General features: G+C 72.9%; 15 protein-coding genes, 1 tRNA gene and 1 pseudogene. 10 read left to right on the forward strand and 7 right to left on the reverse strand.

Features of this window, described 5'->3' with window-relative positions; genetic code table 11:
- A pseudogene (locus ACGF07_RS00005) lies at positions 1–108 on the reverse strand (ABC transporter ATP-binding protein); the annotation flags it as partial.
- Positions 109–406: 298 nt separating this feature from the next.
- Here ACGF07_RS00005 and ACGF07_RS00010 point away from each other — a divergent pair.
- From ACGF07_RS00010 to ACGF07_RS00020, 3 genes are all read left to right on the forward strand, one after another.
- Positions 407–491 (forward strand) — tRNA-Leu (locus tag ACGF07_RS00010).
- A gap of 138 nt (positions 492–629) precedes the next feature.
- Positions 630–1,496, forward strand: coding sequence for a Bax inhibitor-1/YccA family protein (locus ACGF07_RS00015; protein WP_350750356.1), 867 nt, complete (start codon positions 630–632; stop codon positions 1,494–1,496).
- A gap of 95 nt (positions 1,497–1,591) precedes the next feature.
- Positions 1,592–1,963 carry a hypothetical protein gene (locus ACGF07_RS00020; protein WP_350747110.1) on the forward strand — a complete coding sequence of 124 codons (372 nt, stop codon included), beginning with the start codon at positions 1,592–1,594 and terminating at the stop codon, positions 1,961–1,963.
- A 104-nt stretch (positions 1,964–2,067) separates the two neighbouring features.
- Here ACGF07_RS00020 and ACGF07_RS00025 read toward each other — a convergent pair whose 3' ends face one another.
- The 3 genes from ACGF07_RS00025 to ACGF07_RS00035 form a co-directional block, all read right to left on the reverse strand.
- Complete coding sequence (locus tag ACGF07_RS00025; protein ID WP_392894090.1) at positions 2,068–3,009, reverse strand: hypothetical protein; 942 nt, start codon at positions 3,007–3,009, stop codon at positions 2,068–2,070.
- 290 nt (positions 3,010–3,299) lie between these two features.
- Positions 3,300–4,520 (reverse strand): acetyl-CoA C-acetyltransferase, encoded by a 1,221-nt coding sequence (locus ACGF07_RS00030; RefSeq protein ID WP_392894091.1) that lies wholly within the window; start codon positions 4,518–4,520, stop codon positions 3,300–3,302.
- A gap of 62 nt (positions 4,521–4,582) precedes the next feature.
- Complete coding sequence (locus ACGF07_RS00035; protein WP_392894093.1) at positions 4,583–5,665, reverse strand: SGNH/GDSL hydrolase family protein; 1,083 nt, start codon at positions 5,663–5,665, stop codon at positions 4,583–4,585.
- 220 nt (positions 5,666–5,885) lie between these two features.
- On the opposite strand from ACGF07_RS00035, the gene ACGF07_RS00040 reads away from it, so the two are divergent.
- The 3 genes from ACGF07_RS00040 to ACGF07_RS00050 all read left to right on the forward strand — a co-directional run bounded on the left by ACGF07_RS00040 (position 5,886) and on the right by ACGF07_RS00050 (position 9,616).
- Positions 5,886–7,286, forward strand: a complete 1,401-nt coding sequence (locus ACGF07_RS00040; RefSeq protein WP_350747122.1) for a cystathionine beta-synthase — start codon at positions 5,886–5,888, stop codon at positions 7,284–7,286.
- Between the two features lie 539 nt (positions 7,287–7,825).
- Positions 7,826–8,164, forward strand: coding sequence for a hypothetical protein (locus ACGF07_RS00045; protein WP_350747125.1), 339 nt, complete (start codon positions 7,826–7,828; stop codon positions 8,162–8,164).
- A gap of 270 nt (positions 8,165–8,434) precedes the next feature.
- Positions 8,435–9,616, forward strand: a complete 1,182-nt coding sequence (locus tag ACGF07_RS00050; protein ID WP_350747135.1) for an Ig-like domain-containing protein — start codon at positions 8,435–8,437, stop codon at positions 9,614–9,616.
- Positions 9,617–9,755: 139 nt separating this feature from the next.
- On the opposite strand, the gene ACGF07_RS00055 is transcribed toward ACGF07_RS00050, so the two are convergent.
- Together ACGF07_RS00055 and msrA are read right to left on the reverse strand one after the other, a co-directional pair.
- Positions 9,756–10,118 (reverse strand): cupin domain-containing protein, encoded by a 363-nt coding sequence (locus ACGF07_RS00055; RefSeq protein ID WP_350747127.1) that lies wholly within the window; start codon positions 10,116–10,118, stop codon positions 9,756–9,758.
- Between the two features lie 197 nt (positions 10,119–10,315).
- A complete protein-coding gene (gene msrA / locus ACGF07_RS00060) occupies positions 10,316–10,978 on the reverse strand; it encodes a peptide-methionine (S)-S-oxide reductase MsrA (RefSeq protein ID WP_392894097.1) in 663 nt (220 codons plus the stop codon).
- 125 nt (positions 10,979–11,103) lie between these two features.
- Here msrA and ACGF07_RS00065 point away from each other — a divergent pair, with 125 nt between their 5' ends.
- Complete coding sequence (locus ACGF07_RS00065) at positions 11,104–12,258, forward strand: cystathionine gamma-synthase (protein WP_392894099.1); 1,155 nt, start codon at positions 11,104–11,106, stop codon at positions 12,256–12,258.
- 13 nt (positions 12,259–12,271) lie between these two features.
- Here ACGF07_RS00065 and ACGF07_RS00070 read toward each other — a convergent pair whose 3' ends face one another.
- Positions 12,272–12,754, reverse strand: coding sequence for a MarR family winged helix-turn-helix transcriptional regulator (locus ACGF07_RS00070; RefSeq protein WP_392894100.1), 483 nt, complete (start codon positions 12,752–12,754; stop codon positions 12,272–12,274).
- Positions 12,755–12,876: 122 nt separating this feature from the next.
- Between ACGF07_RS00070 and ilvA the strand changes: the two genes are divergently transcribed.
- From ilvA to ACGF07_RS00085, 3 genes are all read left to right on the forward strand, one after another.
- Positions 12,877–14,088, forward strand: a complete 1,212-nt coding sequence (gene ilvA, locus ACGF07_RS00075; RefSeq protein WP_392894102.1) for a threonine ammonia-lyase — start codon at positions 12,877–12,879, stop codon at positions 14,086–14,088.
- A gap of 287 nt (positions 14,089–14,375) precedes the next feature.
- The gene (locus ACGF07_RS00080; protein ID WP_392894104.1) at positions 14,376–15,455 is read left to right on the forward strand and encodes an ATP-binding cassette domain-containing protein; all 1,080 of its coding nucleotides are present in this window, start codon (positions 14,376–14,378) and stop codon (positions 15,453–15,455) included.
- Position 15,456: 1 nt separating this feature from the next.
- On the forward strand, positions 15,457–16,314 hold the full coding sequence (locus ACGF07_RS00085) for an ABC transporter permease (protein ID WP_350749944.1): 858 nt from the start codon (positions 15,457–15,459) through the stop codon (positions 16,312–16,314).
- The last annotated feature ends 98 nt before the right edge of the window (positions 16,315–16,412 follow it).

The following is a 16,412-nucleotide window of genomic DNA, read 5'->3' on the forward strand; positions in this document are numbered from 1 at the left end:
GACGTCGTCGAGGGCGACGACGCGGGTCTCCCCCTCCCCGTAGACCTTGTTCAGGCCGGTGGCGCGGGCGGCCGCGGTGCGGACGGCGGTGGCGGTCGACGTGGTCACGGGGTGCTCTCCTTGCTGGCTGACTGACGCGTACCTCCATGCTCCGGGGTGTGATCATGGTCTGGCGTCGCTCCGTCGAACGGTTGGTCCCACCACCGCCGGGCGTACGGGAGGGGCAGGGCCGTCCTCCTGCGGTATGACGGTGACCCTGAGGCGGGCCCGGTGGCCGGATCGCTGTGCTTCGTGGCCGAAATCTCGAACTGTTCGTCAGATGGCAAGGAAACATGACAACTTCCCGGGCCGGGAACATGCGAAAGGGTGAGCCGGGCGACTAGGCTCAGGGGTGCTTTCGCAGGACGCCCGGATGGTGGAACGCAGACACGGGCAGCTTAAAACTGCTTGGCCGCGAGGCCGTGCCGGTTCGAGTCCGGCTCCGGGCACCACTCGACCCGCGGGGGCGCCGTCGGCGTCCCCGCCGCGAGACGTTCGACGGATCCTCCTCGCGGCGTATCCCGAATCCTTTGCCAAGCCATTACCCTGGTGCGCGGGGCGGTGCAGTGCCGCCACGGAGGGAATGAGCAATGAGAAGCAGCAACCCGGTCTTCTCGCGGGAGGGGTCCTTCACCCGCGAGCCCGGCTACGCGGGGTTCGGTACCACCGCGCAGGCCGGGAGCCCGTACGGAAACCCGTACGCGGGCACCCCCTACGCCCAGCCGCAGGGGCAGGGCCCGCTGACGGACGAGCAGCTGTACGACCTGTACAACGGGCCGTCCGCCGGCCCGGCGGCCACCGGGCGGATGACGCTCGACGACGTGGTCGCCCGCACCGCCATGACGCTGCTCACCCTGGTCGCAGCCGGCGCGGTGGCCTGGTTCGCGCTGCCCTTCGAGAACTACGGCTTCGCGATCGCCGCCAGCGTCGTGGCCATGGTGGTCGGCCTGGTGGCCTCCTTCAAGCGCAGCGTCAGCCCGCCGCTGATCCTGCTGTACGCGGCTCTCCAGGGCTTCGCGATGGGCGCGTGGTCGCACGCGCTGAACACCATCCTGAACGGCATCGTGATCCAGGCGGTGCTGGGTACGGCGGCGGTCTTCGCAGCGATGCTGTTCGCCTACAAGAGCGGCAGGATCCGGGTCACCGCCCGCTACACCCGGGTCGGCATCGCGGTCGCCATGGGCTTCGTGCTGCTGATGCTGGTCAACGTCGTCGCGACGGCCTTCGGCGCCGACATGGGCCTGCGCTCGGGCCCGCTCGGCATCGTGGTCGGCCTGGTCGGCGTCGGCCTCGGCGCGTTCTTCCTGTCGCTGGACTTCGCGGAGATCGAGACGGCCATCGCCCAGGGGGCTCCGCAGCGCGAGTCCTGGCGGGCCGCCTTCGGGCTGACCCTGTCGCTGGTCTGGATCTACATGGAGATGCTGCGGCTGATCGCGATCCTGCGCGGCGACGACTGACGCACCCTCGCCCTCACCACTGCCGCCGGGCCCCGGAGCGAACCGCTCCGGGGCCCGGCGGCGTCCAGGCCGGAACAGCCCCTAGGCTGCTCTGCATGCGTGACGTTCAACCCCTGGTCGAAGCCGTGGACTCCCTGGCGGATCGTTTCCGCTCGCTGCCGCAGAGCAGGTTGCTGGGGGCGGTGCCGGGGCACGCCTCGCGTGCCGCCGCGGTGCTGGCGCTGGCCCGGCGGTTGGCCGCGCTGGCGCTGGCCGCGGAGGGGGAGGCCGCCGGGCGGGAGTTCCCGGACGCCGGGCCCTTCGCGGTCGGGGACCAGCTGGCCGTCGCCGGCCACGACCTGGCGGCCGCACTGGCGGCGCTGCCCGGGAGCGCCGAGCTGGCGCTGCCGGAGGGGCCGGTGGCCGTGGACGAGGTGCTGGCCCGGGCGGTGGCCGCGGTGCGGGAGACGGCCGCGCTCTGCGCCTGAGGCCTCCCGGGGGGCGGGTACGCCGAAGGCCGGCCGGGTCGGTAACCCCGTGACCCGGCCGGCCTTCGGACCCGCCGCATGGGAGCGGTGCGCGTGATCCGGTGTCAGATGCTGGCGACCACGCGGTCGGCGAGCACGTAGACGGCCTCCTCGTCGGTGGAGAAGGTCAGCGAGTACGAGCCGGAGAAGCGCGAGCCGCCGAGCAGCCGGACGTGCTCACCGGCGCGGACCGCGTCGATCAGCCGGTAGGCGGCCTCGCGGTCGCCCGGGGCCACGCACAGCGTGGTGCCGTCGGCGAAGGCGTACACGTCCAGGGTGCCCATCGGGCCCGGGCGGACGTCGACCAGGGCGACGGCCTGCTCGGCGAGGGCGGTCAGCCGGGTGTCGGTCCACTCGCGGGAGGGCGCCTGGCTGGGCACGAAGTCGGGGTGGGAGGGGTGGCGGCGCGGGTCGGGCGCGGCGACCGGGGCGTCGTCCACGGCGGGCTCGGCGTCCAGCAGTCCGGCCTCCAGGCCGGTGGCCAGCAGGTCGGCCTCGCGCCGGGACTGGACGTCCTTGCCGGCCTCGCCGAGCGGGTGGCCGGGGCGCAGCGGGGCGCCGCCCTCGGGGCCGGGCGCGGCCGGGCCGGTGCCGCCGTCGTCGAGCAGGTCCTCCAGCGCGGCGCGCAGCGCCTCGCCGAACTCCGGGTCCATCGTCCCGGCGTTGTCCGCGGCGTCCTGCGGGCCGATGGGGCGGGGGAAGAACAGCGGCCACTCGTCGGTGCCGGTGAACGCCCCGGTGAAGGGGGAGTCGAACAGTGGCGCGTCCTCGGCCGCGCGGGCCTCCTGCTCGGCCCAGAAGGCCCGGGCCTCGGTGATCTCCCGCTCGCGGTCGGCGGCGAGCGCCTCGGTGACGGCCCGGCGTATCGCGGCCTCGTCGACCGGTGCGGGTGCCGTCCGGGTCGCGGCCTGCGCGTCCAACCGGCGGGAGACTCCCCGCAGGTGGAGCAGGACGGCGCTCGACACGGCGATCAGGATCAGCAGCAGGATGGTGTAGACGGCGCTCACGGAACGTACTCCTAGCGAGGAGCGGGACGGGGTTACGTCTCCACACTGCCGCATCGGGGGCTGTGACCGCAGTGGCGAATGTCTAATTCGTCCAGAACTTTCGCTCTTGTCCCCAAATTGTTAGGTAAAACCGTTCTACGCAGCGGAGTTGATCCGCTCCGTACTGTCGATTTCCGGGTCGGAAACGAACAGGAAGAGGGCCGGATCGACCTCTCGGTGTGATCCGGCCCTCAATTACGCTAGGTCACTCCAAACGGGTGGTCCAGACCCCCGGGAGCGGCTCCCCGTGGTCAGCTGAGGCGCTCGATGACCATGGCCATGCCCTGGCCGCCGCCGACGCACATGGTCTCCAGCCCGAACTGCTTGTCGTGCCACTGCAGGGAGTTGATCAGCGTGGTGGTGATGCGGGCGCCGGTCATGCCGAAGGGGTGGCCGACGGCGATGGCGCCGCCGTTCACGTTCAGCTTGTCCAGGTCGACGCCGAGGTCCCGGTAGGAGGGGATCACCTGGGCCGCGAAGGCCTCGTTGATCTCGACCAGGTCGATGTCGCCGATGGTCAGGCCGGCGCGCTTGAGCGCCTGCTTGGACGCCTCGACCGGGCCGTAGCCCATGATCTCCGGGGAGAGGGCGCTGACGCCGGTGGACACCACCCGGGCGAGCGGGGTGATGCCGAGCTCCCGGGCCTTGGTGTCGGACATGATGACCAGCGCCGCGGCGCCGTCGTTCAGCGGGCAGCAGTTGCCGGCGGTGACGGTGCCGTCCGGGCGGAAGACCGGCTTCAGACCGGAGACGCCCTCCAGCGTGACGCCGGCGCGCGGGCCGTCGTCCGTGCTGACCACGGTGCCGTCCGGCAGGGTGACCGGGGTGATCTCGCGCTCCCAGAAGCCGGCCTTGATGGCGGCCTCGGCGAGGTTCTGCGAGCGGACGCCGAACTCGTCCTGCTCGGCGCGGGTGATGCCCTTGAGCGCGGCCAGGTTCTCGGCGGTCTGGCCCATCGCGATGTAGGCGTCCGGCAGCAGGCCGTCCTCGCGCGGGTCGTGCCACTCGCCGCCGCCCTCCTCGGCGCGCTTCCTGGTGCGCGCCTGGGCCTCGTCGAAGAGCGGGTTCATGGTGCCGGGCAGGCCGTCGGAGGTGCCGTTGACGCTGCGCGAGACGGTCTCCACACCGGCGGAGAGGAAGACGTCGCCCTCGCCGGCCTTGATCGCGTGCAGCGCCATGCGCGTGGTCTGCAGCGAGGAGGAGCAGTAGCGGGTGATGGTGGTGCCGGGCAGGTAGTCCATGCCCATCTGCACCGCCACGATGCGGGCCAGGTTGTGGCCCTGCTCGCCGCCGGGCAGGCCGCAGCCGAGCATCAGGTCGTCGATCTCGCGCGGGTCGAGCTGCGGGACCTTGGCCAGGGCGGCCTGGATGATGTGGGCGGTCAGGTCGTCCGGGCGGACGTCCTTGAGCGAGCCCTTGAAGGCCCGGCCGATCGGCGAACGGGCGGCGCTGACGATGACGGCTTCGGGCATGGCGGGCTCCTCGCTGGGTTACGGCGGACCGGCGGTCCGGAGGAAAGCTACCGCTTGGTAGCTCAAGCGTCACCGGCTCCAGCGTGTGAGCTGGCCGACGTATTCCCCGGTCCCGCGCCCTGGCCCCGGTCGCCCGCCCGACCGCTCTCCGGGCCCGGCGGGCCGACCCGCAGCCGGTGCCGCAGCAGGGCCCAGCGCCGGCCCGCGCCCTCCGCGCCCACGGCCGCCACCTCGGTGCCCTCCCGCCCGGCGGCCGCCGCGGCGGCCACCTCGACCGGCAGCACGGCCTCGCCCGGGACGGGGGCGCTCGGGCGCTCCTCCTCCGGCCACAGGCCGAGCGCCGCGCAGACCGAGGGCAGGACGGCCATCGCGGCGGTGGCGTAGCCCTGGGCGGAGGGGTGGTAGCGGTCGGCGGCGAACATCTCGGGCCGGGCGGCGAACTCCGGGCCCAGCAGCGAACCCAGCGAGACGGTGCGGCCGCCCGCCTCCACCACCGCGATGGTCTGCGCGGCGGCCAGCTGGCGGCTGAGCCGGCGGGCCACCCAGCGCAGCGGCGGGCGCACCGGCTTGATCGTCCCGAGGTCCGGACAGGTGCCCACCACCACCTCGCAGCCGTTGGCGCGCAGGGCGGCCACGGCCTCGCCGAGCCGGCGGACGGCGTCCTGGGCCGGGCTGTGCCGGGTCACGTCGTTGGCGCCGATCATGATCACGGCGATGTCCGGGTGGTGCGGCAGGGCCTGCTCCAGCTGGCCGGAGAGGTCGGCGGAGCGGCCGCCGGAGCGGGCCACGTTGACCAGCCGCACCGGGCGCTCGGCCACCGAGGCCAGGCCCGCGGCCAGCAGGGCGCCCGGGGTCTCGCGGGCGCGTGCCACGCCCAGGCCGGCCCCGGTCGAGTCGCCGAGGACGGCCAGCACCAGCGGCGGCTGGGGAGCGGCGGCGCGGTCGGCGAAGGCCTCGCCGTAGACGCCGTCGGCCTTGGGCGGGAGGGTCTCCAGGATGCCGATGGCCTGGATGGCGAGCTTGCTCTCGGTCAGCAGCAGGCCGACCAGGCCCACGCCGATCAGGCCGAGGCCGCCGCCGCCGTACGCCGCCGCGGTGGCGATCCGCCGGGCCACCCGGGCCCGCGAGTCCTGTGCGCCTGGCATCCGGTGCCCCCTTCGCGTCCTCGTGCCGCCCCCTCGGGGGACACGGCAGTGCCTGCACAGCGCTCTTACCCGGATGGCGGGTGCGGCTACCGGGGGCGGCGGCGCGGGTGGGCCATTGGGGGAGCTGCGCCCGAGGGGAATCCCGGGGCGCCGCCCACGCCCTAGGCTTTGCAGTACCGAACCGAATGCACTCGCATGCCCAAAGACCGGGAGGACCCCCGTGCGGTACCACAACTCGATCATCGACCTGGTCGGCAACACGCCGCTGGTCAAGCTCAACAAGGTCACCGAGGGCATCAGCGCGACAGTGCTGGCGAAGGTCGAGTACTTCAACCCCGGCGGCTCGGTGAAGGACCGCATCGCGATGCGCATGATCGAGGCCGCCGAGGCCTCGGGGGCCCTCAAGCCGGGCGGCACCATCGTCGAGCCCACCTCCGGCAACACCGGTGTCGGCCTGGCGATCGTGGCCCAGCAGAAGGGCTACAAGTGCATCTTCGTCTGCCCCGACAAGGTGTCCACCGACAAGATCAACACCCTGCGTGCGTACGGCGCCGAGGTGGTCGTCTGCCCGACCGCCGTCGCCCCGGAGCACCCGGACTCCTACTACAACGTCTCCGACCGCCTGGTGCGCGAGACCCCGAACGCCTGGAAGCCGGACCAGTACTCCAACCCGGACAACCCGGCCTCGCACTACCACTCCACCGGGCCGGAGCTGTGGGAGCAGACCGAGGGCCGGATCACCCACTTCGTGGCCGGCGTCGGCACCGGCGGCACCATCTCGGGCACCGGCAACTACCTGAAGGAGGTCTCCGGCGGCAAGGTCAAGGTGATCGGCGCCGACCCGGAGGGCTCGGTCTACTCCGGCGGCACCGGCCGTCCGTACCTGGTCGAGGGCGTCGGTGAGGACTTCTGGCCGACCGCCTACGACCGCAGCGTCGCGGACGGGATCGTCGCCGTCTCCGACAAGGACTCGTTCCAGATGACCCGCCGCCTGGCCAAGGAGGAGGGCCTGCTGGTCGGCGGCTCCTGCGGCATGGCCGTGGTGGCCGCGCTGGAGGTGGCCCGTGAGCTCGGGCCCGACGACGTCGTGGTCGTGCTGCTGCCGGACGGCGGCCGCGGCTACCTGTCGAAGATCTTCAACGACGACTGGATGGCCGACTACGGCTTCCTGCCCTCGTCCACCGACGAGGCCCACATCGGCGAGGTGCTGGCCCGCAAGGAGGCCATCGAGCAGGGCGGCATCCCGCAGTTCGTCCACATGCACCCGAACGAGACGGTCGCCGAGGCGGTCCGGGTGCTGCGCGAGTACGGCGTCTCGCAGATGCCGGTGGTCTCCCCGGGCGCCGGGCACCCGGACATCATGGCCGGCGAGGTGATCGGCTCGGTGGCGGAGAAGCTGCTGCTGGAGGGCGTCTTCGCGAAGGAGATCGAGCTCACCGACACCCTCGACAAGGTGATGTCCAAGCCGCTGCCGGTGGTCGGCTCCGGCGAGACCGTCACCAACCTGATGACCGTGCTGGAGAAGGCCGACGCGGCGGTCGTGCTGGTGGAGGGCAAGCCGCACGGCATCGTCACCCGGCAGGACCTGCTGGGCTTCCTGGCCACCCGCAGCGCGCACTGACGCCCGGTCACCCTCCTTCGCCCGTGGCGGATCCGGCCGGGTTCGTCCACGGGCGAAGTGGTACACCCGCGTCACCTGACCGCAGCACGGGGTTAACAACGCTCCGGCATCGTGGTGGTCAACGGCAAGACGCCGAGCGAGACGGCGGTGGACCACCGGGAGCGGCTCCCCGGTGGACGCGGTCGGCTCCGGACACGTCGGACGGTCCTGACCCGGCCGCCGTGTCCGCCCTCCCCGACCGGCATCGGAGGGAGGGGCCCTCCGCGGGAGGCGCCGTCGTCCCGCCCCTGTCCGGCTCCGGCCGGTCGACAGGGTGCGGCGGTTCCCGCGGCGCACACCGCGCCGAACGGCGCGTCCGCGCGGCTCCCGGGTGGGGGAGGCGCGCGGACGGAAGGGACCGGTCCTCCATCGAGGGCCGGTCCCTTCCGTACGCCCCCGCCGCCCCCCGCGCGCCGGTCCTTCGGCGGGCCCCGGCGATTTCCGGCGCCCCTTCCCGGCCGTGCGCGCCGACGGGCCCGCGGTCCCGTACGCTCGCACGCATGACCAGCACTGAAACGACCGACCAGGACGCCCCGCGTTACGTCAAGCTCAGGATCGAGCTGATCGCGGAGATCACCGACGAGGGCGCGCTCAAGGCGGCCGCCCTGCAGCAGGTGGCCGAGGACGAGTACCTCGACGACGAGGAGCGGGCCCAGTCCGTCGAGGCCATCGAGGTGGACCCGTCGGGTTCGCTCGCCCACTTCATCGACCCCGTCGCGCTGCTCGGCGACGTGCCGGGCGTCGAGCTCGCCTCGGCGACCTGGGAGTCGGCGCAGACCGAGTTCGACCCCGAGAACGAGGAGTGGGACGAGTACTCCGTGGAGGAGTCGGCCGAGTAGCGCCGCCCTGCCGTCACCGCTCGGAAACGCCCGGTCCGCCTCGGCGGCTGGGCGTTTCCTCCCTGTTCGTCGGGAAGTTGGGTCATCTCATACGATCGCTTACCCTTCGGTGATGGAACCGCGGCCGGGCGGATTGCGTTTTTGTATCCGTAAATGCCCGGGTGATCAGCAGGGAGACGCGACGTGACGGCACGGGACGGTCAGGGGCGGGTGGCCGGAAGCAACTGGAGCCGACGCGGAGTGCTCGCGGGCCTGATCGGCGCGCCGGTCATGCTGCTGGCGGCCTGCAACGACAACAGCGGCGGCGGCAGCGGGAGCGGCGGCTCCGGGGCCGGCGGAAGCCAGGGCTCGGGCGGCGGCGGCAGCACGCCGAAGACCTCGGCCGCCGTGATCACCGTCACCCCGGCCGACGGCGCCACCGGCGCCAGCTTCAGCGAGCCGGTCAAGGTGACCGTCAGCAACGGCACCCTGAGCAGCGTCAAGGTCACCGACTCCACCGGCAAGGAACTGGCCGGCCAGCTCTCCGCCGACAACACCGGCTGGACCTCGGCCGCCGCCCCGGCCAGTGGCACCAAGTACTCCGTCACCGCCACCGCCGTCGACAAGGACAAGCTGGAGGCGGACGCCAACGCGACCTTCACCACGGCGACCCCGGCCAACACCTTCGTCGGCTACTTCACCCCCGAGGACGGCTCGACGGTCGGCGTGGGCATGCCGGTCTCGATCAACTTCAGCAAGCCGATCACCGACCGCAAGGCCGTCCAGCAGGCGATCACCGTCACGGCCGAGCCGGGCGTCGAGATCGTCGGGCACTGGTTCTCCAGCACCCGGCTCGACTTCCGCCCGCAGGAGTACTGGGCCAAGGGCACCAAGGTCACCCTCAAGCTCCGGCTCAAGGACGTCGAGGGCGCGAAGGGCGTCTACGGCACCCAGTCCAAGGACGTGAGCTTCACCATCGGCCGCGCCCAGACCAGCGTCGCAGACCTCGCCACCAAGAAGCTCACCGTCACCACGGACGGCCAGGTCACCGCCGTCTACAAGATCTCCGGCGGCGCCCCCGAGCACACCACCTGGGGCGGCAAGATGGTCATCTCCGAGCAGTTCACCCAGACCCGGATGAACTCGCAGACCGTCAACCTGGGCAGCGAGTACGACATCGCCGACGTGCCGCACGCCCAGCGCCTCACCACCTCGGGCACCTTCATCCACGGCAACTACTGGTCCTCGCCGTCGATCTTCGGCAGCCAGAACACCAGCCACGGCTGCGTCGGCCTGCAGGACGCCAAGGGCGCGCAGGACAGCGGCACGGACGGCTACAAGTTCTACAAGTCCTCGATGGTCGGCGACGTGGTCGAGGTCGTGAACTCGGGCGACAAGACCGTCGCTCCCGACAACGGCCTGAACGGCTGGAACCTGAGCTGGGCCGAGTGGAAGGCCGGCAGCGCCGTCTGAGCGTCAGCCCGGGACACCGCCCCGGGGCCAGCCGGGAACACCGTCCCGGGCAGGCCCTCGCCGCCCGCCCGGGGCGGGCGGCGCCAGGTGACCGCAGGGAGCCGATCGCGGGGCCGCCCGGCGGGCGCGACCGGGCCCGTCAGCGCTTCGCGTAGTCCGCGTACCCCTGCCAGTCGACGATCAGGCACGGGTCGTCGCCCAGCACCCAGGCGTCGTGGCCGGGCGGGCAGACCATGAAGTCGCCGGGGCCGAACTCGGCCTCCTGCCCGTCGTCCATGACGATCTTCATCCGGCCGGAGATCACGTACCCCATGTGGGGCGCCTGGCAGCTGTCGGTCTTCGCGATCGGCTTCACGTGCTTGGACCACTGCCACCCCGGTTGGAACACGGCCCGGCCGACCGGACCGGTGTCCACGTTGATCAGGCGGAGTTCTCCCTTGCCCTCCTCGAAGGGGCGGACTTCCTCGGGGGCGTCGAAGCTCTTGCGGACCAGACCGGACATGGCGCACTCCTCTCCACGGGGGCGGCCCGGCCGCCGGCGCGGCACCGGGCCGGCCCTGCTGGCCATTCCAGTCTGCGCCCGGCCCGGGGCAGCGGGCACCTCCGGCGGCCGGCCCCGGCCGGACCCGGCCGGAACGCGGCCGACCCGGAGCCGGCTCGGTCCGGCCCCGGGTGCGGGCGACCCTTGCCCGGCCCCGGTCAGCCCTGGGTGCGGGCGACGCCGATCGGGCAGGAGGCGCCGGTACCGCCGAGACCGCAGTAGCCGTTGCGGTTCTTGGCCTCGGACAGGTACTGCTGGTGGTACGGCTCGGCCGGGTAGAACGGGCCGGCCGGGGCGATCTCGGTGGTGATCGGGCCGTGGCCGAGCGCCGTCAGCGCGGGCTGGAAGGCGTCCCGCGAGGAGGTCGCGGCGGCGGCCTGGGCGGGGGAGTGGGTGTAGACCGCCGAGCGGTACTGCGTCCCCACGTCGTTGCCCTGGCGGTTGCCCTGCGTCGGGTCGTGGGCCTCCCAGAAGGCCTTCAGCAGCCGCTCGTAGGAGACCACCGCGGGGTCGAACACCACCCGCACCGCCTCGGTGTGCCCGGTCAGCCCGCTGCACACCTCCTCGTACGTCGGGTTCGGGGTGTAGCCGCCCTGGTAGCCGACCAGCGTCGTCCAGACACCGGGCAGCTGCCAGAACACCCGCTCGGCGCCCCAGAAGCAGCCCAGCCCGAAATCGGCCACCTCCAGCCCCTCCGGGTACGGCCCGGTCAGCGGGTGGCCGAGGACGGTGTGCGGCTCGGTCAGGGCGAACGCCGGGGCCTGGCGGCCGGGCAGCGCCTGGTCGGAAGGGACGAGCGAGGTCTTGTGGCGGCTGAACATCACGGCCTGCTCCAGCGGGTAGCGACGGTCCCCCGGGGGATGAGGGGGCTGCGCAGGGTTCAACGCACCGGGCCGTCCGCGGATTCCGGCGAGCGCCCCGGCGTACGGCCACTAGGCTCGGAGCCATGACCGAGCACCAGCTTCCCCAGGGCTTCGAGACCCTCGCCATCCACGCGGGTCAGGAAGCAGACCCCCAGACCGGGGCCGTCGTCACGCCGATCTACCAGGTGTCCACCTACAAGCAGGACGGGGTGGGCGGCCTGCGGGGCGGCTACGAGTACAGCCGCAGCGCCAACCCGACCCGCACCGCGCTGGAGGAGTGCCTCGCGGCGCTGGAGGGCGGCGCCCGCGGCCTCGCCTTCGCCTCCGGCCTGGCCGCCGAGGACACCCTGCTGCGCACCATCCTCAAGCCGGGCGACCACATCGTGATCCCCAACGACGCCTACGGCGGCACCTTCCGGCTGTTCGCCAAGGTGCTGACCCGCTGGGGCGTCGAGTTCTCCGTCGCCAACACCCAGGACCTGGAGGACGTCCGCGCCGCGCTGCGCCCCAACACCCGCGCGGTGTGGGTGGAGACGCCGTCCAACCCGCTGCTGGGCATCACCGACCTGACCGCGCTGGCCGAGGTCGCGCACGGCGCCGGCGCGCTGCTGGTGGTGGACAACACCTTCGCCAGCCCGTACCTGCAGCAGCCGATCGCCCTCGGCGCGGACGCGGTCGTGCACTCCACCACCAAGTACATGGGCGGCCACTCGGACGTGGTCGGCGGTGCACTGGTGCTGGCCGAGGCCGGGCTGGGCGAGGAGGTCGCGTACCACCAGAACGCGATGGGCGCCGTCTCCGGACCGTTCGACGCCTGGCTGGTGCTGCGCGGCATCAAGACGCTGGGCGTGCGGATGGACCGGCACAGCTCCAACGCGGAGAAGGTCGCCGAGCTGCTGGCGGCCCACCCCAAGGTCAGCCAGGTGCTCTACCCGGGGCTGCCCGAGCACCCGGGCCACGACATCGCCGCCAAGCAGATGAAGGCCTTCGGCGGCATGGTCTCGTTCCGCGTCGCGGGCGGCGAGGAGTCGGCCGTCGAGGTCTGCAACCGCGCCCGGCTGTTCACCCTGGGCGAGTCCCTGGGCGGCGTGGAGTCGCTGATCGAGCACCCGGGCCGGATGACCCACGCCTCGGCGGCCGGTTCGCCGCTGGAGGTGCCGGCCGACCTGGTGCGCGTCTCGGTGGGCATCGAGTCGATCGACGACCTGCTGGCCGACCTCCAGCAGGCCCTGGGCTGACCGGACGCGGCCGTCACTGCCCCTGCCGGTCCGCGGTGTACGTCTCCATGGCGTGGTTGAAGCGGGCCAGCAGGGCGCAGAACGCGCGCTGCTCCTCGGGCGGCCAGTCGGCCGTCAGCCTGCGGGTCAACTCCGCCCGGCCGTCCCGGACTTCGGCGAGCCGACCGGAGCCGCCGGGGGTCAGCGCGAGGCGAACCGCGCGGCGGTCGGCCGGGTCCTGGACCCGGCCGACCAGCCCGGCCGCGACCAGCGGGGCGACCTGGCGGGTCACCGTGGAGGAGTCCACGCCGAGCGCCTCGGCCAGCGCCTTGACGTTCGCCGGTCCGTGCCGGTCCAGGCGGTCGAGCAGCAGGTAGGCGGCCCGGTCCAGCGCCCCGACGCCGCCGCCGGAGGTCCGGACCTGTTCCATCCGGCGGGCGAACACCGCCAGCTGGTACTGGAGTTGGGTGTGCACGGGCTCGATTCGGTCGGTGGCCTGGGGCGAGGTCGTCGTCATCGCGGCTCACGATCGTCGTGCGGTGAGAGAGGCTCAGAGGCAGCAGCGTACGCGGGCCGGGCGGGCCCGGGAACAGCCCCGGCGTCCCCGGTCGGGGGCGCCGCCGGCCGTAGGCTGGCGCCATGCACAACTGGCCGCTCACCCTCGACGACGTCCGCGGGGCCCAGAAGATGCTCGCCGGGGTCGCCCGGGTGACCCCGATGGAGAGCAGCCGGCACCTGTCCGGGCTGGTCGGTTCGCCGGTCCACCTGAAGTGCGAGAACCTGCAGCGCACCGGCTCGTTCAAGCTGCGCGGGGCGTACGTGCGGATCGCGGGACTCTCGCCGGTGCAACGGGCCGGCGGGGTGGTGGCCGCGAGCGCCGGCAACCACGCCCAGGGCGTGGCCCTGGCGGCCTCGCTGCTGGGGGTGCACTCGACGGTCTTCATGCCGGTCGCGGCGCCGCTGCCGAAGGTCGCGGCCACCCGCGAGTACGGCGCCGAGGTCCGGCTGCACGGCGCCACCGTGGACGAGGCGCTGCAGGCCGCGCAGCGGTACTCGGAGGCGACCGGAGCGGTGTTCCTCCACCCCTTCGACCACTGGGACGTCGTCACCGGACAGGCGACCGTCGGGCTGGAGATCCTGGAGCAGTGCCCCGAGGTGCGCACCATCCTGGTCGGGGTGGGCGGCGGCGGGCTGCTGGCCGGGATCGCGGCGGCGGTCAAACCGCTGCGGCCGGACGTCCGGGTGGTGGGGGTGCAGGCGGCGGCCGCGGCCGCGTACCCGCCGTCGCTGGCGGCCGGGCGGCCGGTGTCGCTGGAGCGCTACGCCACCATGGCCGACGGGATCATGGTAGGACGCCCGGGGGACATCCCCTTCGAGGTGGTCAACACGCTGGCGGACGGCATCCGCACCGTCTCCGAGGACGCGCTGTCACGGGCCCTGCTGCTCGGCCTGGAGCGGTTGAAGCTGGTCGTCGAGCCGGCCGGAGCCGCGCCGATCGCGGCGCTGCTGGAACGGCCTGGCTCCTTCGAGGGCCCGGTGGTGGCCGTGCTGTCCGGCGGCAACATCGACCCCCAGCTGATGCAGCGGGTGCTGCGGCACGGGCTGGCGGCGGCCGGGCGGTACCTGTCGCTGCGGGTGCGCCTGGCGGACAAGCCGGGTTCGCTGGCGGATTTGCTGGGCGTGCTGACCAGGGTGGACGCCAACGTGCTGGACGTCGCGCACGTGCGGACCGACCCGAAGCTCGGGCTGACCGAGGTGGAGGTGGACCTGCACCTGGAGACGAAGGGGCCGGAGCACTGCGCGCTGGTGCTCGGCGAGCTCCGGGACGCGGGGTACGTCGTCTCCGGCTGAGGGCGCCGGGGATCGGGCTGGGCGTGCGGGGGATCGGCCTGGGCGTGCCGGGGATCCGCAGCGGCGGGCGCCGGCCGCGGCGGGTTCGCCGGAGAGGCCGCCCGGGAGGGTCCCGTCGGGAGGGGCCGGTCGTGAAAATCCGCTTGACGCGATGTATCGCGAGTTGCCAAGCTCGCTCGCGATACATCGCGTCCGCGTCCGCGGTCGCGAACCGAGTCGCCCGCATGCCCGAAATCCGGGCAGAGTGGGACAGAGTGCCCGAATCGTCCGAGGAGATGAGGCAGGCCATGGCGCCAGCCATCCAAGCCGAGAACCTGGTGAAGACCTTCGGTGACGTGCGAGCCCTGGACGGCGTCAGCCTCGACGTCCCCGAGGGGACGGTGCTCGGGCTGCTGGGCCCGAACGGCGCCGGCAAGACCACCACCGTGCGCGTCCTCACCACCCTGCTCCGCCCCGACTCCGGCCGCGCGGTGGTGGCCGGCGTCGACGTGCTCGAGCACCCGAACCGGGTCCGCAGCCTGATCGGGCTGTCCGGTCAGTACGCGGCGGTCGACGAGTACCTGACCGGCTTCGAGAACCTCACCATGGTCGGCGAGCTCTACCAGATGAGCACCCGCGCGGCGAAGGCCCGCGCGCTGGAGCTGCTGGAGTGGTTCAACCTGACCGAGGCCAAGGACCGCACCGCCAAGACGTACTCCGGCGGCATGCGCCGCCGGCTCGACCTCGCGGCGGCGCTGGTGGTCCGGCCGCCGGTGATGTTCCTCGACGAGCCCACCACCGGCCTCGACCCGCGCAACCGGCTCGCCCTCTGGGAGGTCATCGAGACGCTGGTCGAGCAGGGCACCACGCTGCTGCTCACCACCCAGTACCTGGAGGAGGCCGACCGCCTCGCCCACGACATCGCGGTGGTGGACCACGGGCGGGTGATCGCCCGCGGCACCGCCGACCAGCTCAAGGCCCAGATCGGCGGGGAGCGGATCGAGGTCGTGGTGCACGACCCGGGCCTGGTCGCGGACGCCGTCGCCGCGCTGTCCGGCTACGCCCTCGGCGAGCCCGCGGTGGAGCGGAACACCCGGAGGATCACCGTGCCGGTCAGCGGGGGCGCCCGGGTGCTCGCCGACGCCATCCGCGAACTGGACGGCCGCGGCATCGAGATCGACGACATCGGACTGCGCCGGCCCACCCTGGACGACGTGTTCCTCACCCTCACCGGCCACGCCGCGGAGACGGCCGAGGAGGACGGCGGCGAACACCCCAAGGCGCGCGGTCGGGGCGGCCGGGGTCGCGGCAGGGGCGCGCGCGGCACGGACGGCACCGACGGCGGCGGCCCCGAGCAGCAGGCCGTCACGGCCGGAACGGAGCGCTGAGATGAGCACCACCACCGAGCACGCCATCGGCGCGGCGGTGCCCGCCCAGCGCCGGGGTCTGAACGCCACCCTGCACGACTCCTGGGTGGTCGCCAAGCGGAACCTGCGCCGGATGTCCCGGATCCCCGAGATCGTGGTCTTCGGGCTCATGCAGCCGGTCATGTTCGTGCTGCTGTTCTCGTACGTCATGGGCGGGGCGATCAGGATCCCCGGGACGAACTCCAGCTCCCACACGTACATCCAGTTCCTGATGGCCGGCATCTTCGCCCAGACCGTCACCTTCGCGGTGGCCGGCGCCTCGGCCGGCATCGCGGAGGACATGACCAAGGGGCTGGTGGACCGCTTCCGCTCGCTGCCGATGACCCGCTCCGCGGTGCTGGTCGGCCGCACCCTCGCGGACCTGTTCCAGACGGCGTTCACCGTGGTCGTGCTGGCGCTGGTCGCGCTGCTGGTCGGCTGGCGGATCCACGACGGGGTGCTCAAGGCGCTCGCCGCGTTCGGCCTGCTGCTGCTGCTCGGCTACGCCTTCTCCTGGATCGGCGCGCTGATCGGCCTGTCGGTGCGCAGTCCCGAGGCGGCCACCTCGGCCGGGCTGATCTGGCTGTTCCCGCTGACCTTCGTGTCCAACGCGTTCGTGCCGGTCAGCTCGATGCCGGGCTGGCTCCAGGACGTCGCGTACTGGAACCCGTTCAGCGCCACCGTGCAGGCCTGCCGGAACCTCTTCGGCAACCAGGTCGGGCCGGTGCCCGACGCCTGGCCGATGCAGCACGCCGCGCTGGTCTCGGTGCTGTGGTCGCTGGTGATCACGGCGGTGTTCTCCTGGCTGTCGGTGCGCAAGTACCGCTCCGCCGTGGGCTGAGCCGCCGAGCCGCTCGCACCAGCGGGTGCGGAACGCCCGAGGGCGGCCGCCGGGTCCGTGGACTCGTCGGCCGCCCTCGGGCGGTGGGTGCGGGCCGG

This window comes from Kitasatospora sp. NPDC048194 (genome assembly GCF_043202455.1).
Lineage (GTDB): Bacteria > Actinomycetota > Actinomycetes > Streptomycetales > Streptomycetaceae > Kitasatospora.

What these genes read in the sequence shown, in the direction of transcription:
- ACGF07_RS00015 (WP_350750356.1), top strand. Translation starts at nt 630, where the DNA reads ATGAGAAGCAGCAACCCGGTCTTCTCGCGGGAGGGGTCCTTCACCCGC.
- ACGF07_RS00020 (WP_350747110.1), top strand. Translation starts at nt 1,592, where the DNA reads ATGCGTGACGTTCAACCCCTGGTCGAAGCCGTGGACTCCCTGGCGGAT.
- ACGF07_RS00030 (WP_392894091.1), bottom strand. Translation starts at nt 4,520, where the DNA reads ATGCCCGAAGCCGTCATCGTCAGCGCCGCCCGTTCGCCGATCGGCCGG.
- ACGF07_RS00035 (WP_392894093.1), bottom strand. Translation starts at nt 5,665, where the DNA reads ATGCCAGGCGCACAGGACTCGCGGGCCCGGGTGGCCCGGCGGATCGCC.
- ACGF07_RS00045 (WP_350747125.1), top strand. Translation starts at nt 7,826, where the DNA reads ATGACCAGCACTGAAACGACCGACCAGGACGCCCCGCGTTACGTCAAG.
- ACGF07_RS00050 (WP_350747135.1), top strand. Translation starts at nt 8,435, where the DNA reads ATGCTGCTGGCGGCCTGCAACGACAACAGCGGCGGCGGCAGCGGGAGC.
- ACGF07_RS00055 (WP_350747127.1), bottom strand. Translation starts at nt 10,118, where the DNA reads ATGTCCGGTCTGGTCCGCAAGAGCTTCGACGCCCCCGAGGAAGTCCGC.
- msrA (WP_392894097.1), bottom strand. Translation starts at nt 10,978, where the DNA reads ATGTTCAGCCGCCACAAGACCTCGCTCGTCCCTTCCGACCAGGCGCTG.
- ACGF07_RS00065 (WP_392894099.1), top strand. Translation starts at nt 11,104, where the DNA reads ATGACCGAGCACCAGCTTCCCCAGGGCTTCGAGACCCTCGCCATCCAC.
- ACGF07_RS00070 (WP_392894100.1), bottom strand. Translation starts at nt 12,754, where the DNA reads ATGACGACGACCTCGCCCCAGGCCACCGACCGAATCGAGCCCGTGCAC.
- ilvA (WP_392894102.1), top strand. Translation starts at nt 12,877, where the DNA reads ATGCACAACTGGCCGCTCACCCTCGACGACGTCCGCGGGGCCCAGAAG.
- ACGF07_RS00080 (WP_392894104.1), top strand. Translation starts at nt 14,376, where the DNA reads ATGGCGCCAGCCATCCAAGCCGAGAACCTGGTGAAGACCTTCGGTGAC.
- ACGF07_RS00085 (WP_350749944.1), top strand. Translation starts at nt 15,457, where the DNA reads ATGAGCACCACCACCGAGCACGCCATCGGCGCGGCGGTGCCCGCCCAG.